Raw genomic sequence first — 15645 nt, forward strand, 5'->3', positions numbered from 1 at the left:
CCCACAGGTCCCAGCTAAATCAACGCGTTACGATTCTTTTGTGGGTCGGCTTGCCGGCGACGAGGCGCGAAGCGGCCCCAGGCTCGACTACGGCGGGCTCAGCGCTTGAGCGCCTCATGGGCGAGCACGTTGCGTGTGGTGGTCTCGTAGTGCTCCTGGAGCAGCGCGCAGGCTTTGTCGACATCTCGCGCCAGCGCGGCTTCGAGGATGGCCCGGTGCTCGCCGGGCACATCGCGCGTGGCGCCGTCGGTGTAGTGCAGCGAGAGCATCCGGTAGCGCGCGGTCTGGTCGCGCAGCAGGCGCGACAGGCGCAACAGCCAGGGGGAGCGGCAATTGGCGATCAGCGCCTGGTGGAAGACTTCGTGGGCGTTTTCCCATTCCGGCTTCATGAGCCGCTCCGAGCCTTCGACGATGGGCAGGCGATCGAGCCGGTGATGGGCGGCGATCAGCTGGCTTTCCCATTCCAGATCGCCATTGCGGATCGATTCGGCCAAGGCCTGGCATTCGATGAGCAGGCGGGTGCGGGTGATGTCGCGGATTTCCTCCGCAGGGTTACGAACCACAACAAGAGGTCTTCCCATGCGCTACGTTCGCTTCACTCTCCAAGGCACGCCCCGTGCTGGGCGTTCGCACCACCGAGGGCGTCAAGGTTCTTGGGGAACAGACGCTGGAGTCGCTGCTCGAGCGCGGCGTCGACCTGGCGACCTACGGTGCCCAGGCCCAGGGGCCGCTGGTCGAGCTCGGCGAGCAGGACTATCTGCCGCTGATGAGCAAGCCGGGCAAGATCATCTGCGTCGGCCTGAACTACGCCGACCACACCAAGGAATCGCCCTACGCCCAGCCGGACTACCCGACCCTGTTCCCGCGCTTCAACAGCAGCCTGACGGCGCACAACAAGCCGCTGATCCGCCCACGTATCTCCGACACCCTGGACTACGAAGGCGAGATGGCCGTGGTACTCAAGAGCGGCGGCCGCCACATCGCCAAGGACAAGGCCCTGGAGCACATGGCCGGCTACGCGTTGTTCAACGAAGGCTCGGTGCGCGAGTACCAGTTCAAGTCGCCGCAGTGGACGGTGGACAAGAACTTCGACGAGTCATGTCGGCCATTGGCCTGGGCAGTTGCCCGGGCGGTCGGACCGGGTAGGGCGCCCGCAGGTCGAGGATGCTGCCTGAAGCAGCATCTACAGGGATGGCGCTGAACTTCAGGGGGGCACCCTGTGGGAGCCGGCTTGCCGGCGATGGGCTGCAAGGACCTGCGCAAAGTTTTTGATTTTTTTGAAAAAAGCTTTACAGCCTTTTGAATCCCCCTTAATATGCGCGCCACACGACAGGCACATAGCTCAGTTGGTTAGAGCACCACCTTGACATGGTGGGGGTCGTTGGTTCGAGTCCAATTGTGCCTACCAAACAAAAGTCCCGGTTTCCGGGCACGAGAAGGGCGATCCGAGAGGGTCGCCCTTTTTGCTGTGCAAAACTTTTGCCCCCACCTAGAGATGGTCCGGTCGTACCGAGGCCATCCAGCAAATGCTGCAATTCAACCTGGCGCAGGCATGTAAGCAAGCCCTTGACCCTGCACGCTCGGCCAGCTTCAGCCGCTACCCCGGCAACAAGAAAGCACCCGGCACGCCGTTGCGGCGGCCGGGGCTTGGCGGTCAGTCGCTCAACGGGATTTCCATGCCGTCATTGCCGACGATGATCGGTCCCTTGAAGGTCGTGCCCACGGCGGCGCGCCAGTCGGCATCGGTGATGCTCGGGTCGTCAGCCGGCACGAAGTGGCTCAGGACCAGGGTTTTCACCTTGGCTGCGGCGGCGACGCGGCCAACGTCCTCGGCGGTGACGTGGTGGCTGATGATCGCCTTGGCCAAGGTCTTGCCATTGCCGATGCGCGCAGCCAGGCGATCGACCGCCTGGACATGCACCACTTCATTGATCAGCACATCGGCATTGCGCGAGAAATCGGCCAGGGGCGGGAAGTAGTTCAAGTCACCCGACAGCACGATGGTCTTGCCGCCCACCTCGAACTTGTAGGCGAAGGCCTCGCCATCGGCGAACGGTGGGTGCGGCACGCGCAAGGCGCTGACTTTCAGGCGGTCGTCCTGGAAGACCACGCCCTGGTCGATGTCGTGGGCGGTGACCAGTGGGCGTGGGTCGGGCTTGCCCTCGTCCTTGATGCGCAGGCCGATGTCGATGGCGAAGGTCTCCCACACATGGCGGGTCATCTCGGTGGTGCCCGGCGGCCCATAGACAGCGACCGGGGTTTTCAGGCCGCTGGCCCAGCTGTTCATCAACACCGCCGGGTAGTCGACGATGTGGTCGCTGTGCAGGTGGGTGATGAACACGCCCTTGAGCTTGGCCAGTGGAAGCTTGGCCTGGACCAGCCGCAGGCTGGCGCCGTAACCGGCATCGAGCAGGTAGACATCGTCATCCACGACCAGCGCGGTGGATTGCGGCAGCTTCTCGGTGGCGAGCATCGACGGCCCGCCCTTGGTGCCCAGCAGAATCAGGCGCACCTTGGGGGGCTGGGCGTCTGGCTGGGGCGCTGCCAGGGCTGCACCGCTGGCGAACGACAAGGCGGTGGCCAGCGCCACGGCGCGGGGCAGGGTGGACAGGGCGGAGCGTAGGGTGAATGCCATGAGTGGGTTCTCTTATTGTTGGAAACAAGTGGGGTGGGGCGTGCGGCCGAGCCGGTCGCGTTATGGTTAATATATTAACTATCGTCAAGCCATTTACCACAGTGCCAGGCTGTAGCCGATGATCACGCGGCTTTCGTCGAAGTCGTTGGTCAGGCCGCTGCTGGAGCGGAAACTCGAATTGCGCAGCCGCAGGTTGACGTTCTTCAGCGGCCCGCTTTGCACGGTGTAGACCAGGTCGGTGTCGCGCTCCCATTCGCGGCCGTGTTTCACGGTTGCCGTGTTGACGTGGCGGCCATCGACATAACGGGTCATGAACGTAAGGCCGGGGATGCCCATGGCTGCGAAGTTGTAGTCGTAGCGCACCTGCCAGGCGTCGGTTTCGGCCTTGTTGAACACGCTGGCGGTCACCAGGTTGATCGAGTAGGGATCGCGACCGGGAAACGGGAAGTCGCCGTCGCCTGACAGGTTCTGGTAGCCGACGGCGAATTTCTGCGCACCCACGGTCAGGGTCAGCATGCCGTTGAAAAAGCGATTGTCGATCTTGCCGCCGTCCACGCGGGTGGGCGCGCGCAGGGCCTTGTCGCCTTGCTCTTGGGTGTCGAAGTAACGCAGGTCGCTGCGCAAGTTCATGCCTTCGCCCAGCGGCAGGTCATGCACCAGGCCAACGAAGTGCTGGCGGTAGATGTCCGCCATCTGCGCGACGTAATAGGTGGCGGCCAACTGTGGGCTGACCGCATAGGTGCCACCGGCAAGATCCAGGTGGTCGCTCTCGACGCCGGCATAGCCGATAGGGTCGTTGCTGGAGGCGTCGCGCAGGTTCTCTTCTTTCAACCGGCCTGCGTTCAGGATAAGGCCTTCGATGTCGTGCGAGGTGAGCAGGGCGCCGGAATAGGTCGAAGGCAGCAGGCGGCCATCGTTGTAGCTGACCACGGGCAGCAGGGGTTGCAAGGTGCCGACCTTCAGCACGGTCCTGGACACGCGCAGTTTTGCGGTCAGCCCCAGGTTGCTGTAGTCATCCACCGGCTCCTGGCTGGCGCCATAGGGCAGCAGGCCAGTACCCCGCCGATCGCGGCTGGCGTCGAGCTTGACGCCGAGTTTGCCCAAGGCGTCGACCCCCACGCCAATCAGCCCCTCGGTGTAGCCAGACGCCATGCGCAGGACAAAACCCTGGGCCCATTCCTCGGACAGGTTTTGTGGGGCATTGGCCTGGTGGTAGTCGCGATTGATGTAGACGTTGCGCAGCTCCACGCTGGCTTTGCTGTCGCGGACGAAATCGGCATGGGCGCTCAACGGGGCAAGCATGATGCACAAGCCGTTCGTTGCTGCTGCGCGCAGGCAGTAGGGGGGCATGAGTGATTCCTTTTTTGTTCTTGTAGGTGTCGATGAGGTTCGCCTCGCTGCTAAATTGTTAACATATTATCTTAATTTTTGTGAAGATTTTTTTGTGAATTCCCAATGAAATAGCCACTCGTGCGCGAGGCTCTCAGTGCGATTTCTTTTTTTATTAATAAATTAATGGTGTGTTCGGCCCGTTGGATACTTGCGTACCCCTGCCGACGACTCTAATCTGCGGGCTTTCCCTTTTACGTGTGAAGTCAATGGCCGACCCCAGACCGTCCCTGACCCTGACCCTGTTGCAAGCCCGCGAGGCGGCGATGGCGTTCTTTCGCCCCTTGCTCAACGAGCACGACCTGACCGAACAGCAATGGCGGGTGATTCGCATCCTGCGGTTGCAGGGCGAACTGGAAAGTCATCAACTGGCGCACCAGGCGTGCATCCTCAAACCGAGCATGACGGGTGTGCTGGCCAGGCTGGAGCGCGAAGGCCTCGTGCGGCGTTGGAAGTCATCGCAGGACCAGCGCCGGCTGCTGGTGACCCTGACGGAGAAAGGGCAGCAGTGTTTCGTATCCATGAGCGAAGGCATGGAACGCAACTATCAGCGCATCCAGGAGCAGTTCGGAGAGGAAAAAATGCAACAGTTGCTGGGTTTGCTGGAGGAGTTGAAGCGCATCAAGCCTTGAGGGCCTGGTTGCGAAGGGGCCTGTTCAAGTCTTGATGTACTATTTTTTGGCCAGGGCGCTTTGGGCCGCTCTCTTCAGTTAGCCCTCAGCTAGGAAAACGCCAATCAAGTCCGCCCAACTCGCCTGGCCTGTGCTGAACAGCCCTCGGTACAGCCTATACGCGCCTGGCCTCGGGAACATGCTCCACGTTCTGTCGGGGCGGTGTTATCAATAACTACAAGAATAGGGAGCCGCTATGGATCGCCTGTTAAGCATCGAGGCGTTCGTCCGGGTCGCCGAAACCGGGAACTTCGCTCGTGCCGCACAGCAGCTCGGTGTTACTCGATCCGTGGTCACCCACCGTATCCAGCAACTGGAAGCGTTCATCAATACGCCGCTGTCAGGTATATCGCAAGGGCTACCTACGTCCCTTGGGGCTGCAAGGCAGCCCCAAAATGATGACTGACTGGCATGGGTCCACGGCGTGCCTACCGGGCCTGGAAGACCTGAAGGCACGCCCACCTTGAAGCCGGCGTCGTAGCTCTCGAGCCGCATGGCTTGCAGGCGTAAATCATGGTTGGCGTATTCGTACTGGATGAACGCCGTAGTCTTGGCCGGCGAAACACGCGTGGCCGGAAGGTCCCGCCATTCGCCGTCCTGGCCAAGTCGTTTGCGAGTCGACCGACTGCCCTGCAGTCAAGGCATTGACATTAAAGTTAACTTTAAGGCTACTGTCCGAACACGATCACCTTGAGGTACTCCCGATGAACGTGTTCAGCCCCCTGACCCTCCCCAATGGTTCGACCCTTGCGAACCGCATTGCCAAGGCCGCCATGGAAGAAAACATGGCCGATGCCGACCACGCGCCCTCGGCCCGGCTGATGCGTCTCTACCAGGCCTGGGCGGACGGTGGAGCCGGGCTCATCATCACTGGCAATGTCATGGTCGATAACCGTGCAATGACCGGCCCTGGGGGCGTGGTGCTGGAGGATGAGCGGCACCTCGACACGTTCCGCCAATGGGCGAGGATCGGGCGCTCGCAGGGCGCGCAGTTCTGGTTGCAGATCAATCATCCCGGTCGGCAGATGCAGGCCAACCTGGGGCAGAAGACCTGGGCGCCCTCCGCGGTACCTTTGGCGCTGGGCAGCATGTCCAGGCATTTCGCCACGGCGCAGGCCATGACGCCGGAGCTCATCGACGAGGTCATCCGCCGTTTCGCCAATACGGCGCGGCTGGGCGAGCAGGCCGGTTTTACCGGTGTGCAGATCCATGCCGCGCATGGGTATCTGCTCAGCCAGTTTCTCTCGCCACTGAGCAACCGGCGGACGGACCAGTGGGGCGGTTCCCTGGAAAACCGCGCGCGCCTGTTGCTGGACATCGTCAAGGCGGTGCGGGCGGTCGTCTCGCCTGGGTTCGCCGTGGCCGTCAAGCTCAACTCAGCTGACTTCCAGCGTGGTGGCTTCAGTGCCGACGAGGCCAAGCAGGTGGTGCGCCTGCTCAATGCGCTCGAGGTCGACCTGGTGGAGATTTCCGGCGGCAGCTACGAGGCACCGGCGATGCAGGGCGAAGCCCGGGATGGCCGGACATTGGCGCGGGAGGCTTATTTCCTGGAGTTCGCCCGCGACATTCGAGCGGTGGCGAAGATGCCGGTGATGGTGACCGGCGGTATTCGTCGACGCTCGATAGCCGAGCAAGTGATCGAGAGTGGGGTGCAGATGGTCGGGATCGGTACGGCCCTGGCGATCGATCCCGCCTTGCCTCGGCGCTGGCAGGAGGGCAAGGACACCGTGCCCCAGCTCCCGCCGATCCGATGGAAGAACAAAGCCCTCGCCTCGCTGGGCAACATGGCGGTGGTGAAGTTCCAGCTGCGCAGGCTGAGCGAGAACAAGGCACCCAATCCACAGGTGGCACCTTGGTGGGCCCTGGTGGTGCAGCAGTTGGCCAACGCCTTGCGTACCCGGCAGTACCGTCGGCGCATGGCTGGTCGATAGCCGGCTTGATCCCCAGGGAGGGGTACTCACGAGTCTCGGCTGCACACCCTACGCCTCGCTCTGCCGGACCGCGAATGCACTCGGGCATGGCATGCCAGAACCCGCGACCAGCACCGGTGCCAGCGTGGCCGAGACCGGCTTGGCGGTCTACCCGAGTACCCGGCGTGCGACGAACAAGATCAATGCGTTCATCGAGCACCTGCGCGAGTACTGGCATCGCCACCCATTGAGCTGATGCTCGCGGCGGCGCCGAGGATCATCGCGGTGAGTTGTTCGGTGACCTGCTGGGGCGGTTCGATGTCCTCGACGTCGGGAAGGCTTTCCAGCATGCCGATGACCCCGCGGGTGAAGCACTTCATCCGTGGGCCTTCAAGGCTCCCGTGGATCGTGACAGGGCCGATGATGGCGGCCAGGCACTGCGTGTATTCATGATGCAGAGCGCCGAGCAGGCGACGCTGCTCGGCCGTCAGGTTGCGCCGCTCCCGCAGCATGAGCTGCAACCGTTTGCGCTCGCCGAGCTGGAACTCGACGAAGGCGCCGACGAAGGCACGCAGGCGGGGGCGCATGCCCTGGACGTTCTTCAACCTTGCCCGGGTAAGGCCGAGCAGGTCGCTCATGCACTCCTCGATCAGGTCGAAGAGCAGGGCCTGCTTGCTTTCGATGTGGTAGTACAGTGATCCCGCGCCGATGCCCAGGTGGGCGGCCAGGTCGCGCAGGCTGGTGTTCTGGTAACCCTGTTCGGTGAACAGGTCCACGGCCGCCAGGTGCAGGCGTTCCTGCGTGCCGGTCGGCTGGGCGAATCTTGAGCGGCTGTTCATGGGGGCTTGGAGTGTGTCGTCGAAAGGGGCAGGGATCGGGCTTGCCGCCCCGGCGGGGCGACAAGCCGTGTTCGCTAGCAGCGTTGCTGGCCCAGGTCCTGGCCATGCGAATGCGGCCGGCGCCGGGCCCATTGCCGGGCGAGCGGATAATAGACCAGCGCCGGCAGGATCAGGCCCACCAGCCAGGAGATATCGGTATCACCCAGGTGCTGCACCAGTGGGCCGGTGTAGAAGCCAGTGGCGATGAAAGGCATCTGCACCGCCACGCCGAATGCATAGGTACCGATACCCACCCAGTTCCAGCGTCCGTAGCGGCCATCCGGGTCGCCCAGGGCGGGGATGTCGTAGCGCTCCTTGGTGATGAAGTAGTAGTCCACCAGGTTGATGGCGCTCCAGGGGGTGAAGAACGCCAGCAGGAACAGCAGGAACGACTTGAACGCGCTGAGGAAGGCGTGCTGGCCGACCAGCGCCAGGCTGGTGGAGACACCGACGATGCACAGGACGAACAGCAGGCGCTGGCCGTGGGAGACGGTAAAGCGGCTGCGGAACGCGCTGACGATGGTGGCGATGCACATGAAGCTGCCGTAGGCGTTCAAGGTGGCGATGGTCACCTTGCCGAAGGCCACGCTGAAGAACAGCAGGCTCGCCATCACGCCACTGGCGCCCAGGCCAACGATGTAGCTCACCTCATGACCGGAGAAGGCATCGCCCGCCAGCGCGGCTGCGAATACACCGAGCATCATGGAGGTTTGCGAGCCCAGCACCGAACCCAGGCCGACGGCCAGGAAGGTACGCAATGGGGAGGTCGCGCTCGGCAGGTAGCGCGAGTAGTCGGCGACGTAGGGGCCGAAGGCGATCTGCCAGGAGGCCGACAGCGAAATGGCCAAGAGGAAGGTACTCCAGCTGAAGTGGCGGTTGTCGAGCAAGGTGACGATGTCACTCACCGACAGCAGGCGCACGAACAGGTAGGCGAAGGCCACCAGGCCGAGCACGCTGGCGACCCGTCCCAACAGGTGGATCACCCGGTAGCCGCAGACCGTCAGCACCACGATCACGGCGGCGAAGACGAGGATGCCCGCCGTGTCGCTGACGTTGGCCATGCGACCGATGGCCTGGCCGGCCAGTACCGTGCCGGTGGCGTTGAAACCGATGTACATGATGCAGACCAGTACCAGGGGGATCACGGCCCCGAACACGCCGAACTGCACCCGGCTGGAAATCATCTGCGGCAACCCCAGGCGCGGCCCCTGGGCGCCGTGCAGGGCCATGACGATGCCGCCGAACACCTGACCGATCAAAAGGCCGATCAATGACCAGAACACATCGCCGCCCAGCACCACCGCCAGGGCGCCGGTGACGATGGCGGTGATCTGCAGGTTGGCGCCGAACCACAGGGTGAACTGGCTGAAGAGGCGGCCGTGCCGTTCGCTCTCGGGGATGTAGTCGATAGAGCGCGTTTCAATGAGGGACTTGCCAGACATGAGGGTTTTCTCCTGCGGCGCCATTGGCCATGGCGCCTCTATTGTTGTTATGCAACGGATGCCCTGCAGACCCGGGCGGCCACTACCGCCCAGGCCGGTCGCCTCAACTGCGGGCAGCGTCCAGTACGGCGCGGGAGATGATGATCTTCTGTACCTCGGAGGTGCCTTCGAAAATGCGCAGGATGCGCGCATCGCGCACGAAGCGCTCCAGAGGCAGGTCGCGGATGTAGCCATAGCCGCCATGCAGTTGCAGGGCGGCATCGGTGATGAAGCCGGCGGCCTCGGCGGCGAACAGCTTGGCGGTGGCCGACTCCAGGCTGAAACGCTCGCCCGAGTCGCGCCGAGCCGCGGCCTGCATGGTCAGCAGGCGCGCCGCTTGCAGTTGCGTGTGCATGTCCGCCAGGCGCCACTGGGTGCCCTGGTAGGCGGCCAGGGGCTTGGGGCCGATATGCCGTTCCCGGGCCCAGCCGAGGCTGTACTCCAGGGCTGCGCGGGCGATGCCCAGGGACATCGCCGCCACTTCCACCCGGCCGCGGTCCAGCACTTCCATCGCGGTCTTGAAGCCCTGGCCCTGCTCGCCCAGCAGGGCCGAGGCGGGCAGCCAGCAATCCAGGGCCAGCTCGTAGATGGTGCTGCCGCGCAGGCCCATGGTCTTCTCCGGGCTGGAGAAGGTGATGCCCTCGGTGCCCTTGGGGATGAGGAAGGCGCTGATGCCGTGGTGGCCTGCGTCGGCGTCGGTCTTGGCGTAGAGCACGATGAAGTCGGCTTCGCGGGCATTGGTGATGTAGTGCTTGCTGCCCCGGATGCGCCAGCCGTCGTTTTCCTGGATAGCGCGGGTGCGCATGTCGGCTGGGTTGGAGCCGGCGGCAGGTTCGGTCAGGCCGAAGGCGCCGAGCAGCTCGCCGGTGGCGGCGCGGGGCAGCCAGGCCTGGCGCTGCGGTTCGCTCCCACCGATGAGGATGGAGTCGGTGGCCAGGAAGTGCGCGGTCAGCGCCGAGGCGGTGGAGGCGCAGGCGGCCGCCACCGCCTCCACCACACGGCTCATCGTCAGGCTGCCGATGCCCAGGCCGCCGTAGGCCTCGGGCAGGTTGATACCCATGAAGCCCAGCTCGCCCAGGGCCTTGAGGCTACCGGCGCAGAAGGCCTCGGCCTCGTCGTAGCCTTGGGCGTTGACCTGCAGCACCTCGCGGGCGACACGCTCGGCAGATTCGATGACCGCGAGCTCCGCGGCGTCCAGTTCGAAGTTCATCTTCATTCTCCAGTGGGGTTCAGGCCGAACAGGGCATTGGCCTCGCCCAGGCGTGGGGCGGGCGAGGTGGCGTGGGGTTTGTTGCCGTTGAAGAAGATCGGCTGCGGGACCAGGGGCGACTGCACGCCAGCCTCCACCAGCAACTGGCGGGTTTCGGCCTGTTCGCTGCCGGTGGCTTGTGCCAGGTTCCAGACCGGGGAGGCGGGTACGCCGGCGTCCAGCAGCAGGTCGCAGATCTGCGCGACACTGCGAGTGCCTGTCCAGGCTTCGATCTGCGCCTTCAGTGCCGCCTCGTTCGCGGTGCGCGAGCCGTCGTCGACGAAGCGTGGGTCATCGGCCAGGGCCTCGTGCGCCATGCAGTGGCACAAGCGGCGGAACAGCTTGTCGCTGGCCACCGCGATCACCACCAGGCCATCGACGGCACGGTAGGTGTCGAAGGGTGTCGAGACCGGATGGCGGTTACCCACCAGGCCCGGTGCACTGCCACGGGCGAAGAGGTTGGACAGGCCGGTCACCTGCAGGCTGACCAGCACGTCGAACATGGCCACGTCGAGGTACTGCGCGCCTGTCCCGTGGAACTCGCGGGCGAACAGCGCCGAACTGATCGCCCAGGCGGCATAGACCCCGGCGCATAGATCGCCCAGGGCTTCGCCGCTGCGAGTCGGGCCGGTCTGCGGGAAACCCGTCACGCTCATCAGACCGGACATGGCTTGGGCAACGATGTCGTAGGCCGGGCGCGCGGACAGCGGCCCGCTCTGGCCGAACCCGGAAATGCTGGCATAGATCAGCCGGGGGTTGAGCGCCTTGAGGCTGTCGAAATCGATGCCCAGCCGCTGCGTCACGCCGGGGCGGAAGTTCTCCACCACGACGTCTGCGTCGGCCACCAGCTCATGGAAGCGGCGCAGGTCGGGCGGCGCCTTGAAGTCGAGTTCGACACTGCGCTTGCCACGGTTGATCAAGCCGAAGTAGATGCTCTGGCCATCTGCGCCGAAAGGGCCCAGGTGGCGGCTGTCGTCGCCATGGCCAGGGACTTCGAACTTGATGACCTCGGCGCCCAGGTCGGCCAACATCGCGGTGCAATGCGGGCCGGCCAGCACGCGGCTGAGGTCGAGCACACGGATGCCCTGCAATGGCCTTGGCGTAGAGTTGTGCTGGTTCATGACAGTGGCCCTCACGGCTTGCCTGTGATCATCGGCAGGTCCAGGCCCTGCTCCTTGGCGCAGTCGATAGCGATCTGATAGCCGGCGTCGGCGTGGCGCATCACGCCGGTGCCCGGGTCGTTGGTCATGGTGCATCACTGGAAAAAGGCCGGTGGGCCGGGGCAGATACCGGGGTATGCGACGCATTTGGAAGAAGTGGCGAAGACGGCGCGGTATTTGAAATATGGTGGATATGTGGCGATTGGGTTGGGGGCTTCTTCGTCCTACTTGAAAGTGCAGGAGGTTTGTAGGGCGGGAGAGACGCAGGAGTGTAAACAGGTTCGTTTTATTGAAATAGGTGGTTTTGCTGGAGGTATCACTGGTGGTGTCGTAGGGGCAACGATAGGGAAATCGGCTATTAAAGTAGTTTGCGGTTTCGGTGTATGGGGGCGAGCATTCTGCGGAATCGCAATGATTGGGGCCGGATCTTTTGCAGGAGGAGTCGCTGGAGGAATTGGCGGGGAAGAACTGGGTGAGTTTATACATAAGGTTGAATATGATTGATTTGAGTGAGTGGCCCTCGGCCTTAAAGATCGCCTCGCTCTTTACACCGTTTCTGATTATGTTGGTGGGGCTGGCAATTGAGCTGCATATCGCTGCGTCGAGGCACTTCGAGGTGATGTGTGCAGCACTCCAACGGAGCAGAGGGCTTCACGATGAGCTCAAAAATGGAGGTGCACTGACCTTGAAGCTCCGGTTGATGACGGTGAGTGCCATGACGGCGGGAATGATGTGGCCCAACTTGAGTATTCGCCAAGGTTGGTTGGATCCAGAGGACAGTCGACTCTTTCCGGCCTATCTCAAGAGGCGAATGAAGACAGGTATGTACTGTATGTACATTGGCATGGGGTGGATTGCCTTCGTCGTTTTTCTGGTCGAATTCAAGCGAACATGATGTTGTGCGGATATAAACGAAAATCCCTGCTGGAGAACAATACCGTTCAGTTAAGCATTTCAGTTGTCATTTGGTCTGCAAGGCAGCCCCAACAATGACGAAGCGCCGCTTGTGTAATGGCGAAACACCTCGCGCTCGTTCCGTCCATTGCGGCCATCCAATTCATCTCATTCCGGTGTTTCAACAGGAGTCGCCAGCACCTTGTCGATGCGTTTGCCGTCCATGTCGACCACCTCTAATATCCAGCCGTCCCACTCTACCCGGTCGCCAGTGACCGGCACCCGGCCAAGCAGCAGCATGACCATGCCGGACAGGGTGTGGTAGCGGCCCCTGTTTTCCTCGGGCATTGTCTTGAATGCCAGGCGATCCTTCATCTCCAGGATCGGGATGGCGCCATCGAGCAGCCAGGAGCCATCGTGCCGCTGGACGGCCCAAGCATCGTTTTCATCGTCAGGGGTGAACTCGCCGGTTACGGCTTCCAGTACATCCTGCAGCGTGACGATGCCTTGCAACTCACCATATTCGTCGATCACGAACGCCATGTGCATGCCATTGGCACGAAATTGCTCCAGCAGCTCCATGCCGGTGAGGGTTTCAGGCACGAACACGCAGGGAGGGAGTTGGTCGGTGAAGTTGGGCTGCTCGCCCTTGGCCAGGCAAGCAAAGGCCTGCTTGGCATGAATCAGGCCGAGCAGGTTGTCCAGGCCACCGTCGCAGACCGGAAAACGAGAGTGCTCGGACTCGATCATCACCTGGACGTTCTCTTCCGGGGGCCTGCGAATGTCGACATAAACCAGGTCTGAACGCGGGATCATCAACGAGCCGAGTCGGCGATCGTCCAGGCGGAACACATTGCGTACCATTCGGTGCTGATGGTGTTCGATCACTCCAGCCTCGGAGCCTTCTTCGAGCATTGCCTGGATTTCTTCCTCGGTGACGCTCGGATTGTCGAGCGGACGCACGCCCATGATGCGCAGAATGGCCTGGGTCGACCAGGACAGCACGGCCACGAAAGGACGCGTCAGGAAAGCGAGGGTCACCATCGGCCGCGCGACCAAGCGGGCAATGCCCTCTGGATTGATTTGCCCGATGCGCTTGGGCACCAGTTCACCGATCACGATGGAGACGTAGGTGATCACGATCACCACACCTGCCGTGGCTCCGAGGCTTGCTGTCGCGCTCGGCACACCCAGGGTTTGCAGCCATTCGGCCAAAGGGGCGGCCAATACAGCTTCACCGACGATACCGTTGAGGATGCCAATGGAGGTGATGCCAATCTGCACGGTCGAGAGAAACCGGGTCGGGTCCTCGCCAAGCTTGAGGGCTACCGCGGCTGATGAGTCCCCTTCGGCCACCAGCCTCATCAACCGTGCTTTCCTCGCTGCCACCAGGGCGATCTCCGACATGGCAAACAGGCCATTGAGGACGATCAGCAAAGCCAGTATGAAAAATTCCATTGCTGTTCTCCTACGTACACCACCGAGGCAAGTTCCATGCACTCGTTTTCTGTCGGTACGGGCAGCCAAAGCGCACGTGCGGTAGGCGCAGCACGCCACCGAGGCGGGATCGAAACAGGAAAGCTGGCGTGATGGGGCGGCTGGTCAGAGGCCGTGCGGAGCGCTCTGCTGGGGGGGATAGTTCGCAGTATGGGCCTTTCTCGTCAGGGAAGGCGCAACTGGGTGGCTCCGATGAAGTTGCCATGCAGGAAATAGGGAGGCCAAGGGAACTTAATGTTAACCACTGCTATTTCGGGTGTGGAGGGCATTGTTTTACAAGCTGTGTGATTCGGTCGCTACCTCGCATGCTCAATCTGGGGCCTCACCCGCGATGAGGCCCACACAGATACCGCGAAAATCAGCAGCCCTCGAACGGAATGCTCTGCACCACCTCCAACTCATACCCTGCCAACCCCGCATACTTGAGCGGCGGACCAAGGTGGCGCAGCTTGCCCACGCCCAGGTCCTGGAGGATCTGCGCGCCGGTGCCGACTTCCGAATACACCTTCGATTGGCCCCTCTGGTACGGACGCACCGGCTGGGTCAATTGCGGCACGCGCTCGAGCAGGGCCTGGGAGGATTCGTGGTTGGCGAGGATCACGACCACGCCGGCACCTTCCTCGGCAACCTTCTCCAGCGCCGCCCACAGTGTCCAGTTGGCCGGGCCGGCATACTCGGCGCCGACCAGGTCGCGCAGCGGATCGATCACATGCACCCGCACCAGGGTCGGCAGGTCGCGGCGAATGTCGCCCATCACCATGGCCATGTGCACGCCGCCTTCGATACGGTCCTCGTAGGTCACCAGGCGGAAGGTGCCGTGCACGGTCGGCAGCTCGCGCTCGCCGATGCGCTTGATGGTCTGCTCGGTGCTCAGGCGGTAGTGGATCAGGTCGGCGATGGTACCGATCTTGATGCCGTGGCGCTCGGCGAACAGTTCCAGGTCCGGACGGCGGGCCATGGTGCCGTCGTCGTTGAGCACCTCGACGATCACCGAGGCCGGGCTGAAACCGGCCAGGCGTGCCAGGTCGCAGCCGGCCTCGGTGTGGCCGGCGCGGGTCAGCACGCCGCCTTCGCGGGCGCGTAGGGGGAAGATGTGGCCGGGCTGGACCAGGTCTTCGGGGCGGGCGTCGGGGGCCATGGCGGCGGCCACGGTGCGCGCCCGGTCGGCGGCGGAGATCCCGGTGGTGACGCCCGTGGCAGCCTCGATGGAGACGGTGAAGGCAGTGCTGAAGGCGCTGCCGTTGCTCGGCACCATCTGCTCCAGGCCCAGGCGTTGGCAGTGCTCGTCGGTCAGGGTCAGGCAGATCAGCCCACGCGCCTCGCGGGCCATGAAGTTGATGGCCTGGGCGTCACAGCGCTCGGCGGCGATCAGCAGGTCGCCCTCGTTCTCACGGTCCTCGTCGTCCACCAGCAGCACCATCTTGCCTTGCCGATAATCCTCGAGGAGTTCTTCGATGCTATTGAAAGCCATGCTGCACACTCGCTGTGGTAGGGTGGTGTTTATGGTATACCATCATACATAAATATCTCTATAGAGGAGAGCGACGGATGAAGGCCTACTGGATCGCCCATGTGGATGTCACCGACCCCGAGCAGTACCAGCAATACACCCAGCGTGCCCCGGCGGCCTTCGCCGCGTTCGGTGGCCGCTTCCTGGCCCGTGGCGGACGCAGCGAGGCGATGGAGGGGCGGCCTACTCCCCAGCGTAGCGTGGTGATCGAGTTCGAGTCGTACGAGCAGGCGCTGGCGTGCTATCGCTCGCCGGCGTACCAGCAGGCGTGCCAGTATCGACAGGGAGCGGCCAGGGCCGAGGTGATCATTGTCGAGGGCGCTGCGCCCTGAACGCAGGCTCAGGCTGCAGGATGCAATCGAACAGGAGCC

The 15645-nt window shown here is 63.2% G+C and carries 16 protein-coding genes, 1 tRNA gene and 2 pseudogenes; 9 read left to right on the forward strand and 10 right to left on the reverse strand.

From position 1 onward, the window contains the following. Positions 1 to 98 precede the first annotated feature (98 nt). The gene (locus ABFA30_RS00480; RefSeq protein WP_410045037.1) at positions 99 to 563 is read right to left on the reverse strand and encodes an FCD domain-containing protein; all 465 of its coding nucleotides are present in this window, start codon (positions 561 to 563) and stop codon (positions 99 to 101) included. Between the two features lie 53 nt (positions 564 to 616). On the opposite strand from ABFA30_RS00480, the gene ABFA30_RS00485 reads away from it, so the two are divergent. Together ABFA30_RS00485 and ABFA30_RS00490 are read left to right on the forward strand one after the other, a co-directional pair. Beyond that, positions 617 to 1201, forward strand: coding sequence for a fumarylacetoacetate hydrolase family protein (locus tag ABFA30_RS00485; protein ID WP_253103286.1), 585 nt, complete (start codon positions 617 to 619; stop codon positions 1199 to 1201). A gap of 130 nt (positions 1202 to 1331) precedes the next feature. Further along, a tRNA-Val gene (locus tag ABFA30_RS00490) sits at positions 1332 to 1408 on the forward strand. Positions 1409 to 1654: 246 nt separating this feature from the next. Here ABFA30_RS00490 and ABFA30_RS00495 read toward each other — a convergent pair. Together ABFA30_RS00495 and ABFA30_RS00500 are read right to left on the reverse strand one after the other, a co-directional pair. Next, entirely contained in the window at positions 1655 to 2635 is a 981-nt protein-coding gene (locus ABFA30_RS00495; protein ID WP_410045038.1) for an MBL fold metallo-hydrolase, read from the reverse strand. A gap of 93 nt (positions 2636 to 2728) precedes the next feature. Further along, complete coding sequence (locus tag ABFA30_RS00500; RefSeq protein ID WP_410045039.1) at positions 2729 to 3985, reverse strand: OprD family porin; 1257 nt, start codon at positions 3983 to 3985, stop codon at positions 2729 to 2731. A gap of 248 nt (positions 3986 to 4233) precedes the next feature. Between ABFA30_RS00500 and hpaR the strand changes: the two genes are divergently transcribed. The 4 genes and pseudogenes from hpaR to ABFA30_RS00520 all read left to right on the forward strand — a co-directional run bounded on the left by hpaR (position 4234) and on the right by ABFA30_RS00520 (position 6861). Next, positions 4234 to 4656, forward strand: a complete 423-nt coding sequence (hpaR, locus tag ABFA30_RS00505; protein ID WP_225790669.1) for a homoprotocatechuate degradation operon regulator HpaR — start codon at positions 4234 to 4236, stop codon at positions 4654 to 4656. Positions 4657 to 4891: 235 nt separating this feature from the next. Next, positions 4892 to 5035 (forward strand): annotated as a pseudogene (locus tag ABFA30_RS00510) (LysR family transcriptional regulator); the annotation flags it as partial. Between the two features lie 364 nt (positions 5036 to 5399). Beyond that, positions 5400 to 6626 carry an NADH:flavin oxidoreductase/NADH oxidase family protein gene (locus tag ABFA30_RS00515; protein ID WP_225790670.1) on the forward strand — a complete coding sequence of 409 codons (1227 nt, stop codon included), beginning with the start codon at positions 5400 to 5402 and terminating at the stop codon, positions 6624 to 6626. 91 nt (positions 6627 to 6717) lie between these two features. Then, positions 6718 to 6861 carry a hypothetical protein gene (locus ABFA30_RS00520; RefSeq protein ID WP_225790671.1) on the forward strand — a complete coding sequence of 48 codons (144 nt, stop codon included), beginning with the start codon at positions 6718 to 6720 and terminating at the stop codon, positions 6859 to 6861. Here the strand turns inward: ABFA30_RS00520 and ABFA30_RS00525 are convergent. The 5 genes and pseudogenes from ABFA30_RS00525 to ABFA30_RS00545 form a co-directional block, all read right to left on the reverse strand. Beyond that, on the reverse strand, positions 6815 to 7444 hold the full coding sequence (locus ABFA30_RS00525) for a TetR/AcrR family transcriptional regulator (protein WP_225790672.1): 630 nt from the start codon (positions 7442 to 7444) through the stop codon (positions 6815 to 6817). The genes ABFA30_RS00520 and ABFA30_RS00525 overlap by 47 nt on opposite strands. A gap of 74 nt (positions 7445 to 7518) precedes the next feature. Further along, entirely contained in the window at positions 7519 to 8925 is a 1407-nt protein-coding gene (locus ABFA30_RS00530; protein WP_225790673.1) for a purine-cytosine permease family protein, read from the reverse strand. Positions 8926 to 9028: 103 nt separating this feature from the next. After that, a complete protein-coding gene (locus tag ABFA30_RS00535; RefSeq protein WP_410045040.1) occupies positions 9029 to 10174 on the reverse strand; it encodes an acyl-CoA dehydrogenase family protein in 1146 nt (381 codons plus the stop codon). 2 nt (positions 10175 to 10176) lie between these two features. Further along, a complete protein-coding gene (locus tag ABFA30_RS00540; protein WP_225790675.1) occupies positions 10177 to 11334 on the reverse strand; it encodes a CaiB/BaiF CoA transferase family protein in 1158 nt (385 codons plus the stop codon). An 11-nt stretch (positions 11335 to 11345) separates the two neighbouring features. Next, a pseudogene (locus ABFA30_RS00545) lies at positions 11346 to 11462 on the reverse strand (hypothetical protein); the annotation flags it as partial. Here ABFA30_RS00545 and ABFA30_RS00550 point away from each other — a divergent pair. Then, entirely contained in the window at positions 11461 to 11877 is a 417-nt protein-coding gene (locus ABFA30_RS00550) for a hypothetical protein (RefSeq protein ID WP_410045041.1), read from the forward strand. The pseudogene ABFA30_RS00545 and the gene ABFA30_RS00550 sit on opposite strands and share 2 nt — an antisense overlap. Further along, positions 11870 to 12268 carry a hypothetical protein gene (locus ABFA30_RS00555; RefSeq protein WP_225790830.1) on the forward strand — a complete coding sequence of 133 codons (399 nt, stop codon included), beginning with the start codon at positions 11870 to 11872 and terminating at the stop codon, positions 12266 to 12268. Before ABFA30_RS00550 ends, ABFA30_RS00555 begins: the two co-directional genes overlap by 8 nt. 167 nt (positions 12269 to 12435) lie before the next feature. On the opposite strand, the gene ABFA30_RS00560 is transcribed toward ABFA30_RS00555, so the two are convergent. Both ABFA30_RS00560 and ribBA read right to left on the reverse strand, forming a co-directional pair. Then, positions 12436 to 13725 carry a hemolysin family protein gene (locus ABFA30_RS00560; RefSeq protein ID WP_225790829.1) on the reverse strand — a complete coding sequence of 430 codons (1290 nt, stop codon included), beginning with the start codon at positions 13723 to 13725 and terminating at the stop codon, positions 12436 to 12438. A 397-nt stretch (positions 13726 to 14122) separates the two neighbouring features. Beyond that, positions 14123 to 15235: a bifunctional 3,4-dihydroxy-2-butanone-4-phosphate synthase/GTP cyclohydrolase II gene (gene ribBA, locus ABFA30_RS00565; protein ID WP_410045042.1), complete on the reverse strand. Its 1113-nt coding sequence runs from the start codon at positions 15233 to 15235 to the stop codon at positions 14123 to 14125. 77 nt (positions 15236 to 15312) lie between these two features. On the opposite strand from ribBA, the gene ABFA30_RS00570 reads away from it, so the two are divergent. Then, complete coding sequence (locus tag ABFA30_RS00570; protein WP_410045043.1) at positions 15313 to 15606, forward strand: DUF1330 domain-containing protein; 294 nt, start codon at positions 15313 to 15315, stop codon at positions 15604 to 15606. Positions 15607 to 15645: the final 39 nt, after the last annotated feature.

It is taken from the genome of Pseudomonas sp. HLMP (assembly GCF_046365545.1).
In the GTDB taxonomy this organism is placed as follows: Bacteria; Pseudomonadota; Gammaproteobacteria; order Pseudomonadales; family Pseudomonadaceae; genus Aquipseudomonas; species Aquipseudomonas guariconensis_B.